The organism is Orlajensenia flava, assembly GCF_004801905.1.
GTDB lineage: Bacteria > Actinomycetota > Actinomycetes > Actinomycetales > Microbacteriaceae > Orlajensenia > Orlajensenia flava.
This window is the reverse complement of record NZ_SSSN01000003.1, coordinates 274,007-292,746: the sequence shown is the minus strand read 5'-3', so window position 1 is coordinate 292,746 and position 18,740 is coordinate 274,007. Positions and strand designations below refer to the sequence as shown.

Here is an 18,740-nt window from a genome sequence, read left to right as displayed (position 1 = left end):
AACGCGCGGAGTAGTGTGGAGGTGAACAACGGCACTTCCTGCGAAGTGTCTCAGAGTCTCCCGAAAGGTCACCGGTGCGCCACAACCGCCGTCTCCGATGGGCTGCAATTCCGATCGCAGCGACGCTAGCCGTAGTACTGGCCGGGTGCACCCAGGCCCAGCTCAACGGCTTCCTTCCCGGCTTCCAAGCCGATGAGAAGCCCGTCACCAACCACACGTCGATGGTCTCCGGCCTCTGGGTCACCTCGTGGATCGTCCTGCTCGTCGTCGGCATCATCACCTGGGGCCTCACGATCTGGGCGATCGTGGTCTACCGTCGCCGCAAGGGCCAGACCGGTTTGCCCGTGCAGCTGCGCTACAACATGCCGATCGAGATCTTCTACACGATCGTGCCGCTCATCCTCGTCCTCGGCTTCTTCGCCTTCACGGCCCGCGACCAGGCCGAGATCGAGAAGCCGTACGCGCAGCCCGACGTGACCATCAACGTCGTGGCGAAGCAGTGGGCATGGGACTTCAACTACGTCGACGAGGACGTCTACTCGCCGGGCATCCAGGCTCAGTACCCGACGGCCGAGAACGCCGACGCTCAGGGCGCGCTGGTCGAGTCCGAGCTGCCGACGCTCTACCTGCCGGTCGACAAGAAGGTCGAGATCCAGCTCAACTCGCGCGACGTCATCCACTCCTTCTGGGTCATCGACTTCCTCTACAAGAAGGACATGTTCCCGGGCAAGACCAACTACATGTACGTCACCCCGACCCGCGAGGGAACCTACAAGGGCAAGTGCGCCGAGCTCTGCGGCGAGTACCACTCGGCGATGCTCTTCCAGGTCAAGGTCGTGTCGGAGGCGAAGTACCAGGACTACATCGAGTCGTTGAAGAACCTCGGCCAGACCGGCCAGCTCGACAACGGGTTCGATCGCAACCAGAACCTTCCGGGCATCAAGGCGCCCGCGACGCAGGAAGGCAAGTAAGCCATGAGCACCGCTACAGCACCGGCTCCGGCCCCCTCACGCACGTTCGGAGCCCCTCGGGTCGAACGCAAGGGCAACATCTTCGTCCGCTGGATCACGTCGACCGACCACAAGGTCATCGGGTACATGTACCTGATCACCTCGTTCGTGTTCTTCTGCGTCGGCGGCGTCATGGCGCTCATCATCCGCGCCCAGCTGTTCGAGCCGGGCCTGGAGATCGTCGCCACCAAGGAGCAGTACAACCAGCTCTTCACGATGCACGGCACGATCATGCTGCTGATGTTCGCGACCCCGCTGTTCGCCGGCTTCGCGAACGTCGTCATGCCACTGCAGATCGGGGCCCCCGACGTCGCCTTCCCGCGTCTGAACGCCTTCGCCTTCTGGCTGTTCCTGTTCGGCAGCATGATCGCCGTCGGCGGGTTCCTGACCCCCCAGGGTGCGGCATCCTTCGGGTGGTTCGCCTACCAACCACTGGCGTCGACGACCTTCTCACCAGGGCTCGGCGGTAACCTCTGGATGCTCGGCCTCGGCATGAGCGGATTCGGCACGATCCTCGGTGGCGTCAACTTCATCACAACGATCATCACCATGCGTGCGCCCGGCATGACCATGTTCCGCATGCCGATCTTCACCTGGAACACCCTCGTGACGTCGCTACTCGTGCTGATGGCGTTCCCGGTGCTCGCGGCCGCCATCCTCGCGGCGGCAGCCGACCGCGTCTACGGCGCCCACATCTACGACCCGGCCAACGGCGGCGTCATGCTGTGGCAGCACCTGTTCTGGTTCTTCGGCCACCCCGAGGTCTACATCATCGCCCTGCCGTTCTTCGGGATCGTCTCCGAGATCTTCCCGGTCTTCAGCCGCAAGCCGATCTTCGGGTACAAGACCCTGATCTACGCGACGATCGCCATCGCGGCATTGTCCGTCACCGTCTGGGCCCACCACATGTACGTCACGGGCTCCGTGCTGCTGCCGTGGTTTGCGCTCATGACGATGCTCATCGCGGTGCCAACCGGCGTCAAGATCTTCAACTGGATCGGCACGATGTGGCGTGGCTCAGTGACGTTCGAGACGCCCATGCTCTGGACGCTGGGCTTCCTCGTCACGTTCGTCTTCGGAGGCCTGACGGGTGTCATCCTCGCCAGCCCGCCGCTGGACTTCCACGTCTCGGACACCTACTTCGTGGTCGCGCACTTCCACTACGTCGTCTTCGGCACTGTCGTCTTCGCGATGTTCGCCGGCTTCTACTTCTGGTGGCCCAAGTGGACCGGCAAGATGCTCAACGAGCGCCTCGGCAAGATCCACTTCTGGCTGCTGTTCATCGGCTTCCACACGACCTTCCTCATCCAGCATTGGCTGGGCGTCGTCGGCATGCCTCGTCGGTACGCGTCCTACCTGCCCGACGACGGGTTCACGTGGATGAACCAGGTGTCCTCGATCGGCGCCGGCATCCTCGCGATCTCGCTGATCCCCTTCTTCCTCAACGTGTACATCACCGCGCGCCGAGCACCGCGCGTGACCGTCAACGACCCGTGGGGCTACGGTGGGTCGCTCGAGTGGGCCACCAGCTGCCCGCCGCCGCGACACAACTTCACCTCCATCCCGCGCATCCGTTCCGAGCGTCCGGCGTTCGACCTCAACCACCCCGAGGCCGGCATGCCGATCGGCATCGGGCCGGCGAAGGATGCTCCCGATGCGCCCACCGCAGACGCAGAGACCAGCGAGGTCAAGTAGATGAGAGTCAACACCGTCCTCTTCTGGATCCTGTCGATCTTCTTCTTCCTCTCCTCGGCCGTCTACACGATCTGGAATGTCATCGACCGGGGTTACTGGGAGCCGGTCGGCACCCTCGCGATGGCTCTCGCGGGAATCCTCGCAGCATTCCTGGCCTTCTACGTCGGCCGCGTGCACGGCGCGCAGGGCGGGGAGTTACCCGAGGACCGGCTCGATGCCAACATCGACGACGGCGATGCCGAGCTCGGCTTCTTCAGCCCGTGGAGCTGGTGGCCGCTGCTGATGGGCGGGTCGGTGGGACTGTTCATCCTCGGAACCGCCGTCGGCGTGTGGCTCTCGTTCTGCGCGGTCGGCCTGGTCCTCATCAGCCTCGTGGGCTGGTGCTACGAGTACTACCGCGGCAACTTCGCTCGCTGAGTCTCCCGTCGCTCTCTGAGCGGGAGGACGTCAACGTTTCGCGAGCGTCATGACGTCGACGCTCGCGTGCATGGTCATCTCCGTCGCGTCGGCGTCCGTCGCGTCGGCGTCCGTCTCAGGGGCGATCGTCGCCTGGCGGTGGTGCGCCGATGGGCCCATGCCGACGAGCCGGTCGATCGACTCCCCGGTGAGTGTCATCGCGAAGTCGATGCGAACGGTGGCGGTGGGGGAGAACAGCGGTGCGGCATCGGCGACGACGGCGTCGACCTTGTCGGAGGGGATGCCGATGGCGCGACCCGCGGCGCGGAGTTCGCGTAGGTGCTCTCCCGTCGGCACGACGACGACCAGACGTCCGTCGTCGCGCAGCACACGGTGGAACTCGCGAAGGTTCCGCGGCGCGAACACGTCCAGGACGACGTCGGATGAGGCTGTCCTGATCGGCAGGGGTCGCCACGTGTCGGCCACCAATCCGACGGATCCCGTCGCGCGCACCGTGCGGCGGACCGCGTCGGGGGAGAGGTCCATCGCGAGGGCGTCGACACTGTCACCGGCGTCGAGCACGGCTCCCAAGTAGTAGCCGGTGCCGCATCCGGCGTCGAGCACGGCCCGACCACCTGCAGCGGCATGGGCGACCGCCGCCGCGATGGGGGAGTAGTGGCCCTCCGCCAAGAACGCGGCGCGGTCATCGAGCATGGCGGCGGCGTCGCCGACCATCCGATCGTTGCTCGGCACGAGAGTGGCGAAACCGCGCTTGTTGGCGTCGAACGAGTGACCGTCAGCGCACCGGAGAGCCAACGGTGGAGCGGGGAGAAGCGCCTTCTCGCAGACCGGGCAGCGCAGCCAGCGGGAGAGGCGTTCGACCAGCCCCGGTGTCAGCGCCCGACCGTCTCCCGGTGCACGTTCATCTCGCCCACCGTGATCTCCTCGACCTCGCCCATGTCCACCTCGTGGTGGCCGTGACCGTGGGCCGCCTCGAGCTCCGTCTTGGTGACGGGCGCGATGCGGTCCTCGAAGAACCAGCGGGACAGGCTGGCGCGCACGCGCTGCGCGACCGTGATCTTGCCGTTGGCGTTAGGACGGATCATGAGCGGCTTGTAGTCGGTGAAGCTCACCAGGCGCCAGCGCTCGTACTCGTCGAGCGGCTCGTGCACCTCGATGAACTCGCCACCCGGCAGCTTGACGATGCGACCGGACTCGTAGCCGTGCAGGACGAGCTCGCGATCCTTCTTCTGAAGCGCCAGGCATACCCGCTTGGTCACGAAGTAGGCGATGAACGGTCCGACGATCACGACGAACTGGAGGGTGTGGATGACGCCTTCCATCGTGAGCATGAAGTGCGTCGCGATGATGTCCGAGCTCGCCGCTGCCCAGAGGCCGGCGTAGAAGGTGACGCCGGCCGCGCCGATGGCGGTGCGCGTGGGCGCATTGCGCGGTCGGTCGAGGAGGTGGTGCTCACGCTTGTCGCCCGTTACCCACGCCTCGACGAAGGGATAGAGCATGACCACGGCGATGAACAATCCGAGGGCGACCAGCGGGATCAGGATGTTGAACGACCAGGTGCGGTCGAGCCAGACGAACTCCAGGCCCGGCGGAATCAGACGGAGAGCCCCGTCGGCGAAGCCGATGTACCAGTCGGGCTGCGTTCCGGCCGAGACGGGCGATGGGTCGTACGGGCCGTAGTTCCAGATCGGGTTGATCGTGAACAGCGAGGCGATCAGGGTGATCACGCCGAAGACGATGAAGAAGAACCCGCCCGCCTTCGCCGCGTACACCGGCAGGACCGGATAGCCGACGGCGTTGCCGTTGGTGCGTCCCGGGCCAGGGAACTGGGTGTGCTTGTGGATCACGATGAAGAGCAGGTGTAAGGCGATCAGCGCCACGATGATCGCGGGCAGCAGCAGGATGTGAAGGGTGTAGAGGCGCCCCACGATCTGCTCTCCGGGGAACTCGCCGCCGAACAGAAGGAACGAGATCCAGGTGCCCACCAGCGGGATGCCCTTGACCATGCCGTCGATGATGCGCAGGCCGTTGCCCGAGAGCAGGTCGTCGGGGAGCGAGTAGCCGGTGAAGCCCTCACCCATCGCGAGGATGAAGAGGACGAAGCCGATCACCCAGTTGAGCTCGCGCGGCTTGCGGAACGCTCCGGTGAAGAAGATGCGCAGCATGTGCAGGCCGATGGAGGCCACGAACAGCAGGGCCGCCCAGTGGTGCACCTGGCGCATGAGGAGACCGCCGCGGATGTCGAACGAGATGTTCAACGTCGAGTTCATCGCCGCCGACATCTCGACGCCCTTGAGCGGGACGTACGAGCCGTCGTAGACCACCGGCGTCATCGCCGCGTGGAAGAAGAACGTCAGGAACGAGCCCGTCAACAGGATGACGACGAAGCTGTAGAGCGCGACCTCGCCGAGCAGGAACGACCAGTGGTCGGGGAAGATCTTGCGACCCAGTTCCTTGACGGCCGTCGAGATGCTGGTGCGCTCGTCGATGTAATTGGAGGCCGCGGCGGTGAATCCGCCCTTCTTGGCCGGTTGCTGCGTTGTCACTGTGCTCACGATCGCTCCCAGAAGCTCGGGCCGACAGGTTCGTGGAAGTCGCTCTGCGCGACCAGGTACCCCTCGGCATCCACGGCGATGGGCAACTGCGGCAGCGGCCTCTTGGCCGGTCCGAAGATCACCTCGCAGTGGTTGGCCACGTCGAACTGCGACTGGTGGCAGGGGCACAGCAGATGGTGGGTCTGCTGCTCGTAGAGGGCTACGGGGCACCCGACGTGGGTGCAGATCTTGGAGTAGGCGACGATGCCGTCGTACGACCAGTTCTTGCGGTCGGGAAGCTGGTTGAGGTCTTCCGGCCGGAGGCGCATGAGGAGGACGGCAGCCTTGGCCTTCTCCTCGAGCTTGCCGTGCTCGAGCTCGGCGAGGCCCTCGGGAATGATGTGGAATGCGCTGCCGAGCGTGACATCCGTCGCCTTGACGGGGAGGCCGCTGGGATCCAGCGTGAGGCGGGTGCCCTTCTTCCACATCGTGTGGCTGAGCAGCTTGACCGGGTCCTGATCCTGCGGAGCGAGGCCACGGAAGAGCACGACCGCCGGCAGCGGGAAGGCGATGAGTGCGCCGATCAGGCTGTTGCGGATGAGGGTGCGTCGGCCGAAGCCGGACTCGCGATTCGCCTCGTCGAAGATCTCGACGGCGCGCTCACGGGTCTCATCTGAGCCGCGCGTGGGGTGGCGGATGTCGATGCCCTCGTGGTCGGCCATGAGCGACTTGCCCCAGTGCACCGCACCGAAGCCGATGGCGAGCAGGGCCAGGGTGATGCCGAGGCCGATGAAGACCGTGCTGAGGCGCACGTCGCCGACGTTGTTCGACTCCATGGGGAAGGCCATGTACGCGGCGATCGCGAAGATGCTGCCGACGATCGAGAGGTAGAACAGCGTGTAGACGGTGCGCTCGGCCTTACGGGCCTTCTTCGGATCGGCGTCGGTGACCCGCTGGCGGTGCGGCAGTAGACCCGGGTCGCTGAAGCCGTCCGTCGGGACGACGGCCAGGCCGGGGTCCTGGTCGCCCAGCGAATGGTCGGCGCCCGACGAGTGCGCGACGGTGATGTCCTTACCGTCGTAATCGTCCTGTGCCATGTTCTCCTCTTCCTGCAGGTTCTCGTGCCGCAACGCTTCGATCAGTTCGACTTCGCTGTGATCCAGATGGTCAGCGCCACGATAGAGCCGAGACCGAAGATCCAGATGAACAGGCCTTCGGCTACCGGGCCGAGCGAACCGAGTTCGAAGCCGCCCGGTGAGCGGTTGTCCTGCACGTACTTGAGGTACGTGATGATGTCGCGCTTGTCCTCGGGCGAGATGTTGAGGTCGTTGAAGACCGGCATGCTCTGCGGGCCGCTCACCATCGCCTCGTAGATGTGGACGCCGGACACGTCGGTCAGCGCCGGCGCGAACTTGCCCTCGGTCAGTGCGCCTCCTGCGCCGGCCACGTTGTGGCACATCGCGCAGTTGATGCGGAACAGTTCGGCACCGTTCGCGGCGTTGCCGCCTCCGTTGGTGAGGTGGTCGGCCGGAATCGAGGGGCCGGGGCCGAGTGACGCGACGTAGTCGGCGAGGGCCTTGACCTGGTCATCGGTGAACTGCACCGGCTTCTGCTCGGCCTGCGGTCCGGTCTGTGCCAGCGGCATGCGGCCCGTGCCGACCTGGAAGTCGACCGATGCGGCGCCCACTCCGACGAGGCTCGGGCCCGCGGACGTGCCCGCGGCGCCCATGCCGTGACAGGTGGCGCAGTTGGCCTGGAAGAGCTTCTCGCCCTGCTCGATCGTGGACTGGCTCGCGACGGGGCGGGTGTCGGCGGTCGCCGTGCTCGAGTTGATCGCGGCATAGGCGCCACCCGTCACGGCCAGACCGATGGCGATCAGCGCGACGGTGGCCAGCGGATGGCGGCGACCGGACTTGCGGCGAGGCTTCGACGTTCTTTTCTCACGCATGGGCGGTGTGTTCGCTCCCGATCCTTATTTCAGAATGTAGATGACGAAGAAGAGGCCGATCCAGACCACGTCGACGAAGTGCCAGTAGTACGAGACGACGATGGCGGACGTCGCCTCCTTGTGTCCGAAGTTCTTGACCGCGAAGATGCGGCCCATGACCAGCAGGAAGGCGATGAGACCGGCGGTCACGTGCAGGGCGTGGAAACCGGTGGTGAGGTAGAAGGCCGATCCGTAGGAATCGCTGTTGAGCGCGACGCCCTCCTGGACGAGGTTCGCGTACTCCCAGACCTGGCCGGAGACGAACACCGCGCCGAGGATGAAGGTCAGGTAGAACCACTCGACGGTTCCCCACCTCACCGGGTTCCAGCTGGTGCGACGCGGCTGCATCCGCTCCGCTGCGAACACGCCGAACTGGCAGGTGAACGAGCTGGAGACGAGGATGAGCGTGTTCACGGTGGCGAACGGCACGTTGAGGATGGCGGTCTGGTGCGCCCACAGCTCCGGGCCGGTCGAGCGCAGCGTGAAGTAGATCGCGAACAGGCCAGCGAAGAACATCACTTCGCTTCCGAGCCACACGATCGTGCCCACCGCCACGGTGTTCGGCCGGTTGATGGCCGGCGTTACCGCCGATTGAGTCAGAACAGTGCTCGTCACAGTTTCCATTATGGACGATCACCGGGCAAGCATTTCCCATTCCGAGCAGACTGGCGTGCTCGAATTGCAGTTAGGTCAGCCTGAGAAACCGTCAGCTCACTGGGAATCCGCGGTGACTTGCTGGGAGCAATAGGATCGGGCGCATGCTCGAAACGCAGACCTGGCCCGCCATTCTCGCGTCCCTCCTCGCGGGGGAGGACCTCAGTGTGGCGGATGCGGCGTGGAGCATGCAGCAGATCATGGCGGGTGAGGCCACCCCCTCGCAATTGGCGGGGTTCCTCGTCGCACTCCGCGCCAAGGGGGAGACGGTGGACGAGATCGTCGGCTTCCGCGACGCCATCCTCGAGAACGCCGTTCCCCTCGAGGTCGACCCGATGGCCCTCGACATCGTCGGCACCGGCGGCGACCGATTCGGCACCGTCAACGTGTCCACGATGTCCGCGATCATCGCCGCAGCAAGCGGGGTCCCCGTGGTCAAGCACGGCAACAAGGCCGCCAGCAGCGCGTCGGGATCCTCCGACGTCCTCGGCGCCCTCGGCATCGACCTGACCCTTCCCGCGGAGCGCGTCGCCGAGATCCTCCAGGAGACCGGCATCACATTCGCCTTCGCGAGCGCGTTCCATCCCGGCTTCCGCCATGCCGGCCCGACCCGTGCCGAGCTCGGCATCCCCACGGTGTTCAATTTCCTGGGGCCGCTGTGCAACCCGGCTCGCGCCGAGGCCAATGCGGTGGGCGTCGCGCATCTCGACCGGGTTCCGCTGTTCGTCGGTGTCTACCAGACGCGCGGGGCGACCGCGCTCGTCTTCCGAGGCGACGACGGGCTGGACGAGCTCACGACCACCGGGCACAGCCATGTCTGGGAGGTCTCGCGCGGGCTCGTGACCGAGCACGACCTGGAGCCTCGCGACCTCGGACTGCGGCGGGCGCGGATGGAGCAGCTCATCGGAGGCGACGCGCAACACAACGCCGCCGTCGTCCGTGCGGTGTTCGCGGGGGAGGAGGGCGCGGTGCGCGACATCGTCCTGCTCAACGCGGCCGCGGGCCTGGTGGCCTGGGACCTCGCCCGCGACAACGGCCAGATGCAGCGCAGCATCCTGGAGCGCTTCTCCGAGAAGATCGCCGTCGCAGCAGCGACCATCGATTCGGGAGCGGCCACCGCCAAGCTCGAACAGTGGGTCGACGCCTCCCGGCGCAGTCGGGCCTGACGCGAGGATGGCCCCGGCTGATGCCGGGGCCATCCTCGTTGGCCCCGGCTGATGCCGGGGCCATCCTCGTTGTGTGCGACGCTTCGGTCTACTGCACGTCGTCGTCGACCCAGTCGAAGGTCTTCGTAACGGCCTTCTTCCACAGTCGGAGCTGACGCTCGCGCTCCTCCTCTTCCATCTGCGGCTCCCAGCGGCTGTCCTCCTGCCAGTTCTTGCGCAGGTCGTCGAGGTCGCTCCAGAACCCGACGGCGAGGCCGGCCGCGTAGGCCGCACCGAGCGCCGTCGTCTCGGCGACGACGGGACGCACCACCGGTACGCCGATGATGTCGGCCTGGAACTGCATCAGGGTGTTGTTGGCGATCATGCCGCCGTCCACCTTCAGCTCGGTGAGGTCGACCCCGGAGTCCGCGTTGACGGCATCCAGCACCTCGCGGGTCTGGAACGCCGTCGCCTCGAGCACCGCCCGTGCGATGTGCCCCTTGTTCACGTAGCGCGTGAGACCCACCAGGGCGCCTCGTGCATCCGGTCGCCAGTACGGCGCGAACAGTCCCGAGAAGGCCGGGACGAAGTACGCGCCGCCGTTGTCGTCGACGGTCTTAGCGAGCTCCTCGACCTCGGGGGCCGAGGAGATGATGCCCAGGTTGTCGCGCAGCCACTGCACCAGCGAACCCGTGACGGCGATCGAACCCTCGAGGGCGTAATGCGGCTTCTCGTCACCGATCTGGTAGCCGAGGGTCGTCAGCAGCCCGTTCTTGGAGTGCACGATCTCCTCACCCGTGTTGAAGATGAGGAAGTTGCCCGTGCCGTAGGTGTTCTTCGACTCGCCGGTGTCGAACGCGGCCTGGCCGAAGGTGGCTGCCTGCTGGTCTCCGAGGATTCCGGCGATGGGGGTCTCGCGCAGCAGGCTCGACGACTCGGCTGTTCCGAAGACTCCGGACGACGGCTTGATCTCGGGGAGCATCGACTTCGGCACGTCGAACGCGGCGAGGATGTCGTCGTCCCATGCGAGGGTCTCGAGGTCCATGAACATCGTGCGGCTCGCGTTGGTGACGTCGGTGGCGTGGACGCCTCCATCCGTACCTCCCGTGAGGTTCCAGAGCACCCAGGTGTCGGTGGTCCCGAACATCAGGTCGCCGGCCTCCGCCTTCTCACGCGCACCATCGACGTTCTCGAGGATCCAGACGATCTTCGTTCCCGAGAAATAGGTGGCGAGAGGGAGGCCCACCTTCTGCTTGAACCGCTCGACGCCGCCGTCTTTGGCGAGCCGGTCGACGATCGACTGCGTGCGAGTGTCCTGCCAGACGATGGCGTTGTAGACGGGCTTGCCCGTGTTGCGGTCCCAGACCACCGCGGTCTCGCGCTGGTTGGTGATGCCGACGGCGGCGATGTCGTGCCGCGTGAGGTCGGCCTTGCTGAGCGCCTGGCCGATCACCTCGCGGGTGTTCTTCCAGATCTCCTCGGGATCGTGCTCTACCCAGCCGGCCTTGGGGAAGATCTGCTCGTGCTCGAGCTGTCCGCTCGAGACGATGGATCCCGACTTGTCGAAGATGATCGCGCGCGAGCTCGTGGTGCCCTGGTCGATCGCCAGTACGTAGTCAGCCATTGATGTACCTCCTTGTAATCGTTTAGTGCATGCGTCGCTCAGCGGCCGTCCGGGATGCGGATCGGCCGCCGAGCACGTCGTGTCAGCCGAGCAGCGGCAGCAGCGGGATGGCGAGGAAGCCCGCCAGCAGTCCGCCGATGATGGGGCCGATCACCGGCACCCACGAGTAGCTCCAGTCGCTCGGGCCCTTGCCCTTGATGGGCAGGATGAAGTGGGCGATGCGGGGCCCGAGGTCACGGGCCGGGTTGATCGCGTAGCCGGTCGGGCCACCGAGGGACGTGCCGATCACGATAACGAGGAGGGCGACCGGGAGTGCTCCCAGTGCGGCGAGCCCCGAGGTGTCGTTCTGGTGACCGAAGGCGATCACGACGAACACCAGCACGAAGGTGCCGATGATCTCGGTGACCAGGTTCCACGCGTACGAGCGGATGGCGGGGCCGGTGGAGAAGACGCCGAGCTTGTTGCCCGGGTCGGGCTCCTCGTCGAAGTGCTGCTTGTAGGCCAGCCACACGAAGACGGCTCCGAGGATCGCGCCGATGAGCTGAGCCCCGATGTAGGTGATCGTCGACACGAAGTCGATCGGGATGCCCTTGACGAAGTCGTGAGTGTGGCCGTCCGCGGCGTTCGCGACCAGACCCAGCGTCACCGCCGGGTTCAGGTGTGCTCCCGAGTTGTATGCGACGATCACGCCGGAGAAGACCGCGAGCCCCCAGCCGATGTTGACCATGAGGAAGCCGCCGTTGTAGCCCTTGGTCTTGATCAGGGCGACGTTGGCGACGACGCCGCAACCGAGGAGGACAAGCATCGCTGTGCCCACCAGTTCCGAAAGAAATATGATCCCGAGATTCACGTCGGTCCCTTCTCACCGTTCGGGCCACATCGCCCGCTCGTCCCTCACCCTAGACCCGCGAACGGGGGCGATGGCAGGGGGAAGCGGGGATTGATCAGCTCCCCTTAACAACCGATGCCCGCGACGCTAGGTTGGCAGGTGACGATCGCGCGTCGCCGTCGACGTGCAGTGCGTAGAGCGCGCTCCGCGGTCGGGAAAGGGCAATCGTGAAGAAGCTCATCAACGATCCGAAGGACGTCGTTCCCGAGTCGGTCACCGGTTTCGTGGCCGCCCACGGCGACCTCGTGCGAGCGGAGTTCGACCCGATCTTCATCGTGCGGGCGGATGCGCCCGTTGCGGGAAAGGTGGCCATCGTCAGCGGCGGCGGCAGCGGGCACGAACCGCTGCACGCGGGTTTCGTGGGATACGGCATGCTCGACGGCGCGGTGCCGGGGCCGGTGTTCACCTCTCCGACGCCCGACCCCATCCTGGCGGCTACCAAGGCCGTCGACGGGGGAGCGGGCGTGCTGCACATCGTCAAGAACTACACCGGCGACGTGCTCAACTTCGAGACGGCGGCCGACCTCGCCGCCGCCGAGGGGATCGAGGTGCGCTCCGTCATCACGGACGACGACGTCGCCGTGAAGGATTCCCTCTACACGGCAGGCAGGCGCGGCGTCGCGGGTACCGTCCTCGTCGAGAAGATCGCCGGAGCGGCCGCGCAGCGGGGAGACGACCTCGACGCGGTGACGGCCGTGGCGACCAAGGTCAATGCGCAGGTCCGAACGATGGGCGTCGCGCTGACGGCCTGTACGGTCCCGCATGCGGGCGAGCCGTCGTTCGACATCGCCGACGACGAGATCGAGATCGGCATCGGCATCCATGGAGAGCCGGGCCGCGAGCGCATCAAGCTCGAGCCGGCCGACTCGATCGTCGACCGCATCATCGAGCCGATCCTGGACGACCTGCCGTTCAAGTCGGGTGACGACGTGCTCCTGCTCATCAACGGGATGGGCGGCACTCCGCTCATCGAGCTCTACATCGCCTACAAGCATGCCGCCGAGGTCATCGAGGAGCGCGGCATGCACATCACGCGGTCACTCGTGGGCAACTTCACCACGTCGCTCGAGATGCAGGGCTTCTCGCTCTCCGTGCTCAAGCTCGATGATGAGCTGACCGAGCTGTGGGACGCCCCCGTGCAGACGGCAGCCCTCAGGTGGGGACGCTGATGGCGCTGAACGGCGACTGGGCTCGGGCCTGGATGACCGGAGCCCATGAATCGATGACGGCGCATCGCTCGCAGTTGATCTCCCTGGACCGCGACATCGGGGATGGGGACCACGGCGAGAACATGTCCCGCGGGTTCGACGCGGTGGCGGCGAAGCTGGGCGACCTGCCGGCGGATGCGAACCCCGCCGATGTGCTCAAGCTCGTCGCCACGACGCTCATCTCGACGGTGGGGGGAGCGGCCGGCCCGCTGTACGGGACCGCGTTCCTCAAGGCGTCGGGTGCGGTCGCCGGGCAGGACGAGCTGGACGGCGGTGCCGTCGTCGCCCTCTTGACGGCGGCGCGCGACGGAATCGTGCTTCGCGGCAAGGCCGAGCCGGGCGACAAGACGATGATCGACGCCTGGACGCCGGCGGTCGACGCTGCCGACGCGGCCGTGAGTGAGGGCGCTGACCCGTCAGCCGTCCTCGAAGCGGCAGCATCCGCCGCAGAGGCGGGAGCGGAGTCCACGGAACCGCTGGTCGCCCACAAGGGTCGGGCGAGCTATCTCGGCGATCGCGCGATCGGGCACCGCGACCCGGGCGCACAATCGACGGCCTACCTGCTGCGCGCGGCCGCCGAGGCCGCGGCGTGAGCGATGCGGCCCGCGTCGGCCTGGTGATCGTGTCGCACAGCGCGCTCATCGCCGACGGGGTCGTCCAGCTCGCGGCGCAGATGGCCGGCGACGTGCGAATCGCATCTGCCGGCGGCAACGACGATGGTGGCATCGGCACGAGCTTCGAACGCATCGGCGACGGCATCGCGCACGCGGACGGAGGCGCGGGCGCGGTCATCCTGTGCGACCTCGGTTCCGCCATCCTCACCGCCGAGACGGCACTGGACTTCCTCGACGACGACCAGCGCGAGCGAGTCCTCATCGCTGATGCGCCCATCGTCGAGGGCGCCGTCGCGGCGGCGGTGGCTGCGCAGGGCGGCGACGCCGTCGACGCCGTCCTGGCGGCGGCGGAGAGTGCAGGAGCCGTCTACGCCACGAAGGGACAATCGACGCCTGCGCCGAGTGGAGCATCGGGGGCGGCCGGCTACACGCGTTCTGTGGAACTGCGCAACCACGACGGCCTGCACGCGCGCCCTGCAGCCGAGTTCGTGAAGCTGGCGGGCACCTTCGACGCGACGGTGACCGTCGACGGCATCAGCGCCAAGAGCCTGCTGTCGATCATGGGACTCGGACTCACCCGGGGTGCGGTCGTCGAGATCTCGTCGAGCGACGATGCGGCGGGCACGGCGGCCGTCGATGCGCTCGTGGCGCTGGTGGAGTCGGGGTTCGGCGAGGCGTAGCGGCGTCGGATGATTCCGCAGGGTCAGTTTCCGCCGGCCACGCGCAGGATGGCGCCCGTGATGTAGGACGCATCGGGTCCGAGCAGGAAGGCGACCGCTCCGGCGATCTCGTCGGGCTGTCCCGCTCGACGCATGGGGATGCGAGGCGCCCGCTCCTCAGGCGCATTGGGGCGCCCGGCTGCGGCATGGATCTCGGTGTGCGTCGTGCCGGGGGAGACGGTGTTGACGCGCACGCCGTACGGTCCGTACTCCTTCGAGAGTCCCGTGGTGAGCGCGTCGAGGGCGGCCTTGCTCATGGCGTAGGGGATGTAGGTGTTGGCCGAGCCCGTCGTTGCGGCGCCCGAGGACACGTTCACGATCGCGCCTCCCTCTCCGCCGCGATTCGTCGCCATGTGCTCGACCGCTTGCTGGCAGAGCAGGATGGGTGCGAGGTCGTTGACGGCGAAGACCTCGCGCGACTCTTCGATGTCGACCTCGAGGAAGGTCCCGATCCGGCCCGTTATGCCGGCGTTGTTGACCAGGCCGGTGACCCGACCGAATCGCTCGATGGCGGCCGGGAAGATCGTCGCCGTGCTGGCGAGGTCTCCGAGATCGGCCGAGAGCACCGCCACGTCGGCGCCGGCGGCGCGGAGGCCATCCGCGACGGCTTCGGCATCCGCTGCCCGCTCGCGATAGGTGATGACGAGGTCGTGACCGTCGCGGGCGAGGCGCTCGGCGACGGCGCGCCCGATGCCCCGGCTGCCGCCTGTGACGATGGTGACGGGACGTCGCGCCGCAGCGGGGGAGGAGGGGATCGGGTCGCTCATTGCTCCAGCCTAGGCAGGATTAGGCTGTTCGGGATGCTCACCCTCCTCGCTGTCCTGCTGCTCGTCAATGCCGTCTTCAACGTCGTGGTCTGGCCGCGATTCTTCGGGCGCATCTCGGCCGATCCGCGGGCGCGGGACGCCGACGGACGACGCACGCGGTTCTTCACCGTTCACGCCATCCTGATCGGCGCGGCGATGGTGATCGCGGTGGTCTCGGCGATCGCTGCGGTGGTCGCCCTGATCATCCGCTGAGCGCCGGCGACTCGGACTCATCCGAGCGAGCCGGGCGCCCACGGCGCGGTCGAACCGCCGAGTTCGGCAACCCGGCGGCGAGCTCCGGCGAGGCGAGGACGCGGTTCCGGATGACGGTGAGCCAGCGGATGTCCGCCTCGGCGGCCTCTCGAACTGCGGCGGCTATCACGTCGCCCGGCAGCGAGTCCGGAGCGGGCTGCCCTGCTTCCGAGTGCCCGACGACCGACGACCGCTCCTCGGCCGCGGTGAGTTCCGTCTCGAGGAGGGCGAGCGCGTCCACTCCAGGCAGAGTGACGGCTAGTGCGACTTTGACGACCAGCTCGTCCCGGCCCGTGGCCACGCGAGCTACGGGGGAGCCCAACCAGTCCGACACCGCCGCGGAGCCGAGTGGAGTGATGCGCCACAACTGGAGTCCATCGGCGTCGGTCTCTCCGCGGGCCACGAGGCCGTCCCGCTCGAGGCGGTCGAGCGTGCTGTAGACCTGACCGACGTTGAGGGGTGTCGTCGCTACCGTTCGACGGTCGAATTCGCTACGCAACTGGTGCCCGTAGCATGCGCCCTCATCGAGGATGGCCAGTAGGCCCATGCGCACGCTCATCCGAGAACCATACCGAGTATCCCGTTCGAATGAGTCTCAGGGAGTGATGACGATGCGCTGACGCGTGGAGCCCGCTTCGGCCCAGGCCCGCTCGACGTCGGCGAGCGGGATCACGCGGGCATCTGCGGCCAGGGTGCCGGCGGTGATCGCGGCCGCCAGATCCGGTAGTTCGGCGAGGATCTCGCGCGTGGAGACGGAGCCCTGCCCGCTGCCGACGATCTGCAGTCGGGCCGCCCTCAGAGCGGCGGACGGGATGGCCGCGGTCGGTCCGGTGACGGATCCGACCTCGATCCAGGTGAGCGGCCTGCTCCGATCAGCTCGCGCGGTGACGAGCGCGATCATCGCAGCAGCCGTGGGGGAGCCCCACAGGTAGTCGATGACGACGTCCACCTCGGAAGCGGACGAGCCGAGTCGACTCGCCGTAGCCTCTGCGTCGTCATCGAGGAGGACTGTATCGGTGGCGCCGAGCGAGGGCAGTCCGGCCAACTGTTCCGCATTGCGTCCGGCAGCGATGACCTGTTCGGCGCCGAAGAGGCGTGCCACCTGCACGGCCATCCGACCGGCGTTGCCGGTGGCTCCGAGCACCAGCACGCGTGCTCCCTTCGGGAAGTCGATGCGCTGGCGCAGGGCGACCCACGAGGACATGGCCGGGTTCACCGCGGCGGCGATCGCGACGGGATCGGCGTCGTCCGGGAGCACGATGCTTCGTCGCGGGTCGATGGCGACCCTCTCCGCCATCGATCCGCGGGTGGTGTCCTCGAGGATGAAGTAGCGCAGCATTCCGTCCGCGTCACGACCGACTCCGTCGACACCTGGCACGAGCGGCAGTTCGTCGGTGCTGGTGTAGTGCGAGCCATTGGCTTGAGACATGACTCGAGGGTGAAGGCCCACGGCGAGCACGTCGACCGTCATCCCGTTGTCGCCCTGCGCCGTCGGCTCGTCGATCTCCGCCAAGACCGGTGCCGTGCCGAATGAGGTGACGAGTGCTGCTCTCATGGGGAACCCTCCTGTAGTTGGTAACACGAATCAATATAGTTGGTATTACGAAGTTACTCAAGTAGGCTGCAGTAATGATCACGCGTGGAGATGCCGAGAATGCCGACGACCTCATCGATGCACTCAGCCAGACGTCGTTCACTGTGATGGCGGTGCTCGCTCGGGCCGGCGCGGAGATCGACCTCTCGCTGACGCAGCTGCGCGTCCTGGCGATCCTGCGCGACCGCCGGCTCCGTATGAGCGCCTTGGCCGACCACCTCGGCCTCGAGAGGTCGACGATGTCGGGGCTGGTGGACCGCGCGGAGAAGCGCGGCCTCATGCAACGAGCTCCCAGCGAGGAGGACCGCCGTGCCATCGACGTGTTCCTGACGGATGCCGGACGCGCGGTCGCGGACGACACGCGGCTCGCCGTTGGCTCGTCTCTCGCCCCGCTGACCGATCGGCTGTCCGCGGACGCTCGGCGAGCGCTGGTGCTCCTTCTGGGTGAGTTGCGCGGTGCGACTCCTGGTCCGCGGCAGACGTGACCCGGTAGGCTCGCCCCTGAACGTGACACGATTCGAGGAGGTAAGCCCGATGCACGCACTGTCCGATCCGGGCGCTCCTGCGAGTTCACGATCACGCGACTGACGTAGCCGTCGCGGGGGAGCGCTGTTCGCACTCTCAGAAGGCAACGACTATGAACTCTTCAACTATTAGCGAAGCGAGCACCGCGCTGGTGCTCGGCGGCGGGGGATCCCTCGGCAATGCCTGGGTGATCGGCGTGGTCGCCGGTCTCGCCGAGGCCGGACTGGATGTCACCGGTGCCGACCTCGTGGTCGGCACCTCGGCCGGTTCGACCGCCGCGGCACAGCTGGCCGGCACGTCTCCCGCTCAGCTGCTCGCAGACATCCTGGCCGCTGCTCCGGCACCGGGGCGTAGCGGTCCCGGCCCGATGCACCCGGGAAGGTCTCACCTCGAGACGACCGACGGCATCATCGCCTCGGCCCGGAACGCCGAGGACATGCGTCGCGCCATGGGGGCGTGGGCGCTCGGCTTCGATGCCGCATCCGACCCGGATGCACAGGCGGGCTGGCGCGATACCGTCGGATCGCGGTTCTCGCCCCACACCTGGCCCAGCACTCGCTTGCTCATCACGGCCGTCGACGCGGACACGGGTGAACCGGTCGTCTTCGACTCGGAGAGTGGCGTCGAGCTGGTGGATGCTGTCGCGGCAAGTTGCGCCGGCGGCTTCGCCTACGGCATCGGCGAGCGTCGATACCTGGACGGCGGCTATCGTAGCAACGCCGAGAACGCCGACCTGGCATCCGGATCGGACCGCGTGCTGGTGCTCTCGCCGTTCGGAGGCAGAACGCGACTCCCGCTCGGGTGGCGGCTCGATCTTGACACCCAGGTCGAGGATCTCCGAGCCCACGGAGCCCGGGTGGAGACGATCTTCCCGGATTCCGTCGCCGTCGCCGTCTTCGGCGACAACATGATGGACCTGTCCAAGCGCCCGGCAGCTGCGCGGGCCGGCTACGAACAGGGAAGGGCTCTCGCTCCGGGCCTTATCGAGTTCTGGGTGGGATCGAACGACGGCAATTCAGTTGAGTTGACATAATGTGCATTATCGGTGCGATTGATAACAGCGCAGG

General features: G+C 66.9%; 20 protein-coding genes. 10 read left to right on the top strand and 10 right to left on the bottom strand.

What is annotated here, in order from left to right:
* Window positions 1-74: 74 nt before the first annotated feature.
* The 3 genes from ctaC to E6C70_RS03225 are packed head-to-tail and all read left to right on the top strand — an operon-like array spanning window position 75 to window position 3,122.
* On the top strand, window positions 75-971 hold the full coding sequence (gene ctaC, locus E6C70_RS03235; RefSeq protein ID WP_136422168.1) for an aa3-type cytochrome oxidase subunit II: 897 nt from the start codon (window positions 75-77) through the stop codon (window positions 969-971).
* 3 nt (window positions 972-974) lie between these two features.
* A complete protein-coding gene (ctaD, locus tag E6C70_RS03230) occupies window positions 975-2,705 on the top strand; it encodes an aa3-type cytochrome oxidase subunit I (protein WP_136422166.1) in 1,731 nt (576 codons plus the stop codon).
* The gene (locus E6C70_RS03225; RefSeq protein WP_136422164.1) at window positions 2,706-3,122 is read left to right on the top strand and encodes a cytochrome c oxidase subunit 4; all 417 of its coding nucleotides are present in this window, start codon (window positions 2,706-2,708) and stop codon (window positions 3,120-3,122) included.
* A gap of 30 nt (window positions 3,123-3,152) precedes the next feature.
* Here E6C70_RS03225 and E6C70_RS03220 read toward each other — a convergent pair whose 3' ends face one another.
* From E6C70_RS03220 to ctaE, 5 genes are read right to left on the bottom strand one after another with little or no spacing between them, the layout of a single operon-like run.
* Entirely contained in the window at window positions 3,153-3,962 is an 810-nt protein-coding gene (locus E6C70_RS03220) for a methyltransferase domain-containing protein (protein ID WP_328590814.1), read from the bottom strand.
* Window positions 3,963-3,994: 32 nt separating this feature from the next.
* The gene (qcrB, locus tag E6C70_RS03215) at window positions 3,995-5,680 is read right to left on the bottom strand and encodes a cytochrome bc1 complex cytochrome b subunit (protein ID WP_407921018.1); all 1,686 of its coding nucleotides are present in this window, start codon (window positions 5,678-5,680) and stop codon (window positions 3,995-3,997) included.
* A complete protein-coding gene (gene qcrA / locus E6C70_RS03210; protein WP_136422159.1) occupies window positions 5,674-6,753 on the bottom strand; it encodes a cytochrome bc1 complex Rieske iron-sulfur subunit in 1,080 nt (359 codons plus the stop codon). The genes qcrB and qcrA overlap by 7 nt, the downstream gene beginning before the upstream one ends.
* Before the next feature lie 41 nt (window positions 6,754-6,794).
* The gene (gene qcrC, locus E6C70_RS03205; protein ID WP_136422157.1) at window positions 6,795-7,604 is read right to left on the bottom strand and encodes a cytochrome bc1 complex diheme cytochrome c subunit; all 810 of its coding nucleotides are present in this window, start codon (window positions 7,602-7,604) and stop codon (window positions 6,795-6,797) included.
* Between the two features lie 24 nt (window positions 7,605-7,628).
* Entirely contained in the window at window positions 7,629-8,267 is a 639-nt protein-coding gene (gene ctaE / locus E6C70_RS03200) for an aa3-type cytochrome oxidase subunit III (protein ID WP_136422155.1), read from the bottom strand.
* Between the two features lie 134 nt (window positions 8,268-8,401).
* Between ctaE and trpD the strand changes: the two genes are divergently transcribed.
* Window positions 8,402-9,463, top strand: coding sequence for an anthranilate phosphoribosyltransferase (gene trpD / locus E6C70_RS03195; RefSeq protein WP_136422153.1), 1,062 nt, complete (start codon window positions 8,402-8,404; stop codon window positions 9,461-9,463).
* 88 nt (window positions 9,464-9,551) lie between these two features.
* On the opposite strand, the gene glpK is transcribed toward trpD, so the two are convergent.
* Entirely contained in the window at window positions 9,552-11,066 is a 1,515-nt protein-coding gene (gene glpK / locus E6C70_RS03190) for a glycerol kinase GlpK (protein WP_136422151.1), read from the bottom strand.
* A gap of 82 nt (window positions 11,067-11,148) precedes the next feature.
* Window positions 11,149-11,916 carry an MIP/aquaporin family protein gene (locus E6C70_RS03185; RefSeq protein ID WP_136422149.1) on the bottom strand — a complete coding sequence of 256 codons (768 nt, stop codon included), beginning with the start codon at window positions 11,914-11,916 and terminating at the stop codon, window positions 11,149-11,151.
* Window positions 11,917-12,122: 206 nt separating this feature from the next.
* Between E6C70_RS03185 and dhaK the strand changes: the two genes are divergently transcribed.
* Genes dhaK through dhaM form a run of 3 tightly spaced genes read left to right on the top strand, consistent with a single transcriptional unit; the run spans window position 12,123 to window position 14,457 of the window.
* Window positions 12,123-13,124, top strand: coding sequence for a dihydroxyacetone kinase subunit DhaK (gene dhaK, locus E6C70_RS03180; RefSeq protein ID WP_136422147.1), 1,002 nt, complete (start codon window positions 12,123-12,125; stop codon window positions 13,122-13,124).
* Window positions 13,124-13,756 (top strand): dihydroxyacetone kinase subunit DhaL, encoded by a 633-nt coding sequence (gene dhaL, locus E6C70_RS03175; protein ID WP_136422145.1) that lies wholly within the window; start codon window positions 13,124-13,126, stop codon window positions 13,754-13,756. The genes dhaK and dhaL overlap by 1 nt, the downstream gene beginning before the upstream one ends.
* A complete protein-coding gene (gene dhaM / locus E6C70_RS03170) occupies window positions 13,753-14,457 on the top strand; it encodes a dihydroxyacetone kinase phosphoryl donor subunit DhaM (RefSeq protein WP_235833249.1) in 705 nt (234 codons plus the stop codon). Before dhaL ends, dhaM begins: the two co-directional genes overlap by 4 nt.
* A gap of 23 nt (window positions 14,458-14,480) precedes the next feature.
* On the opposite strand, the gene E6C70_RS03165 is transcribed toward dhaM, so the two are convergent.
* Window positions 14,481-15,263, bottom strand: coding sequence for an SDR family NAD(P)-dependent oxidoreductase (locus tag E6C70_RS03165; protein ID WP_136422143.1), 783 nt, complete (start codon window positions 15,261-15,263; stop codon window positions 14,481-14,483).
* Between the two features lie 33 nt (window positions 15,264-15,296).
* Here E6C70_RS03165 and E6C70_RS03160 point away from each other — a divergent pair, with 33 nt between their 5' ends.
* Window positions 15,297-15,515, top strand: a complete 219-nt coding sequence (locus E6C70_RS03160) for an SCO4848 family membrane protein (RefSeq protein ID WP_136422141.1) — start codon at window positions 15,297-15,299, stop codon at window positions 15,513-15,515.
* On the opposite strand, the gene E6C70_RS03155 is transcribed toward E6C70_RS03160, so the two are convergent.
* Window positions 15,505-16,113, bottom strand: a complete 609-nt coding sequence (locus E6C70_RS03155) for a PadR family transcriptional regulator (protein WP_136422139.1) — start codon at window positions 16,111-16,113, stop codon at window positions 15,505-15,507. The two genes, E6C70_RS03160 and E6C70_RS03155, sit on opposite strands and share 11 nt — an antisense overlap.
* A gap of 36 nt (window positions 16,114-16,149) precedes the next feature.
* A complete protein-coding gene (locus tag E6C70_RS03150; protein WP_136422137.1) occupies window positions 16,150-17,109 on the bottom strand; it encodes a quinone oxidoreductase family protein in 960 nt (319 codons plus the stop codon).
* A gap of 74 nt (window positions 17,110-17,183) precedes the next feature.
* On the opposite strand from E6C70_RS03150, the gene E6C70_RS03145 reads away from it, so the two are divergent.
* Window positions 17,184-17,633 carry a MarR family winged helix-turn-helix transcriptional regulator gene (locus tag E6C70_RS03145; protein ID WP_136422136.1) on the top strand — a complete coding sequence of 150 codons (450 nt, stop codon included), beginning with the start codon at window positions 17,184-17,186 and terminating at the stop codon, window positions 17,631-17,633.
* A gap of 152 nt (window positions 17,634-17,785) precedes the next feature.
* The gene (locus tag E6C70_RS03140; protein ID WP_136422134.1) at window positions 17,786-18,706 is read left to right on the top strand and encodes a patatin-like phospholipase family protein; all 921 of its coding nucleotides are present in this window, start codon (window positions 17,786-17,788) and stop codon (window positions 18,704-18,706) included.
* Window positions 18,707-18,740 lie beyond the last annotated feature (34 nt).

Bases quoted from the DNA above. Each gene is read 5' to 3' on its own strand.
- ctaD (WP_136422166.1), top strand. From the start codon at position 975: ATGAGCACCGCTACAGCACCGGCTCCGGCCCCCTCACGCACGTTCGGA.
- E6C70_RS03225 (WP_136422164.1), top strand. From the start codon at position 2,706: ATGAGAGTCAACACCGTCCTCTTCTGGATCCTGTCGATCTTCTTCTTC.
- qcrA (WP_136422159.1), bottom strand. From the start codon at position 6,753: ATGGCACAGGACGATTACGACGGTAAGGACATCACCGTCGCGCACTCG.
- qcrC (WP_136422157.1), bottom strand. From the start codon at position 7,604: ATGCGTGAGAAAAGAACGTCGAAGCCTCGCCGCAAGTCCGGTCGCCGC.
- ctaE (WP_136422155.1), bottom strand. From the start codon at position 8,267: ATGGAAACTGTGACGAGCACTGTTCTGACTCAATCGGCGGTAACGCCG.
- trpD (WP_136422153.1), top strand. From the start codon at position 8,402: ATGCTCGAAACGCAGACCTGGCCCGCCATTCTCGCGTCCCTCCTCGCG.
- glpK (WP_136422151.1), bottom strand. From the start codon at position 11,066: ATGGCTGACTACGTACTGGCGATCGACCAGGGCACCACGAGCTCGCGC.
- dhaL (WP_136422145.1), top strand. From the start codon at position 13,124: ATGGCGCTGAACGGCGACTGGGCTCGGGCCTGGATGACCGGAGCCCAT.
- E6C70_RS03165 (WP_136422143.1), bottom strand. From the start codon at position 15,263: ATGAGCGACCCGATCCCCTCCTCCCCCGCTGCGGCGCGACGTCCCGTC.
- E6C70_RS03160 (WP_136422141.1), top strand. From the start codon at position 15,297: ATGCTCACCCTCCTCGCTGTCCTGCTGCTCGTCAATGCCGTCTTCAAC.
- E6C70_RS03155 (WP_136422139.1), bottom strand. From the start codon at position 16,113: ATGAGCGTGCGCATGGGCCTACTGGCCATCCTCGATGAGGGCGCATGC.
- E6C70_RS03150 (WP_136422137.1), bottom strand. From the start codon at position 17,109: ATGAGAGCAGCACTCGTCACCTCATTCGGCACGGCACCGGTCTTGGCG.
- E6C70_RS03145 (WP_136422136.1), top strand. From the start codon at position 17,184: ATGATCACGCGTGGAGATGCCGAGAATGCCGACGACCTCATCGATGCA.
- E6C70_RS03140 (WP_136422134.1), top strand. From the start codon at position 17,786: ATGAACTCTTCAACTATTAGCGAAGCGAGCACCGCGCTGGTGCTCGGC.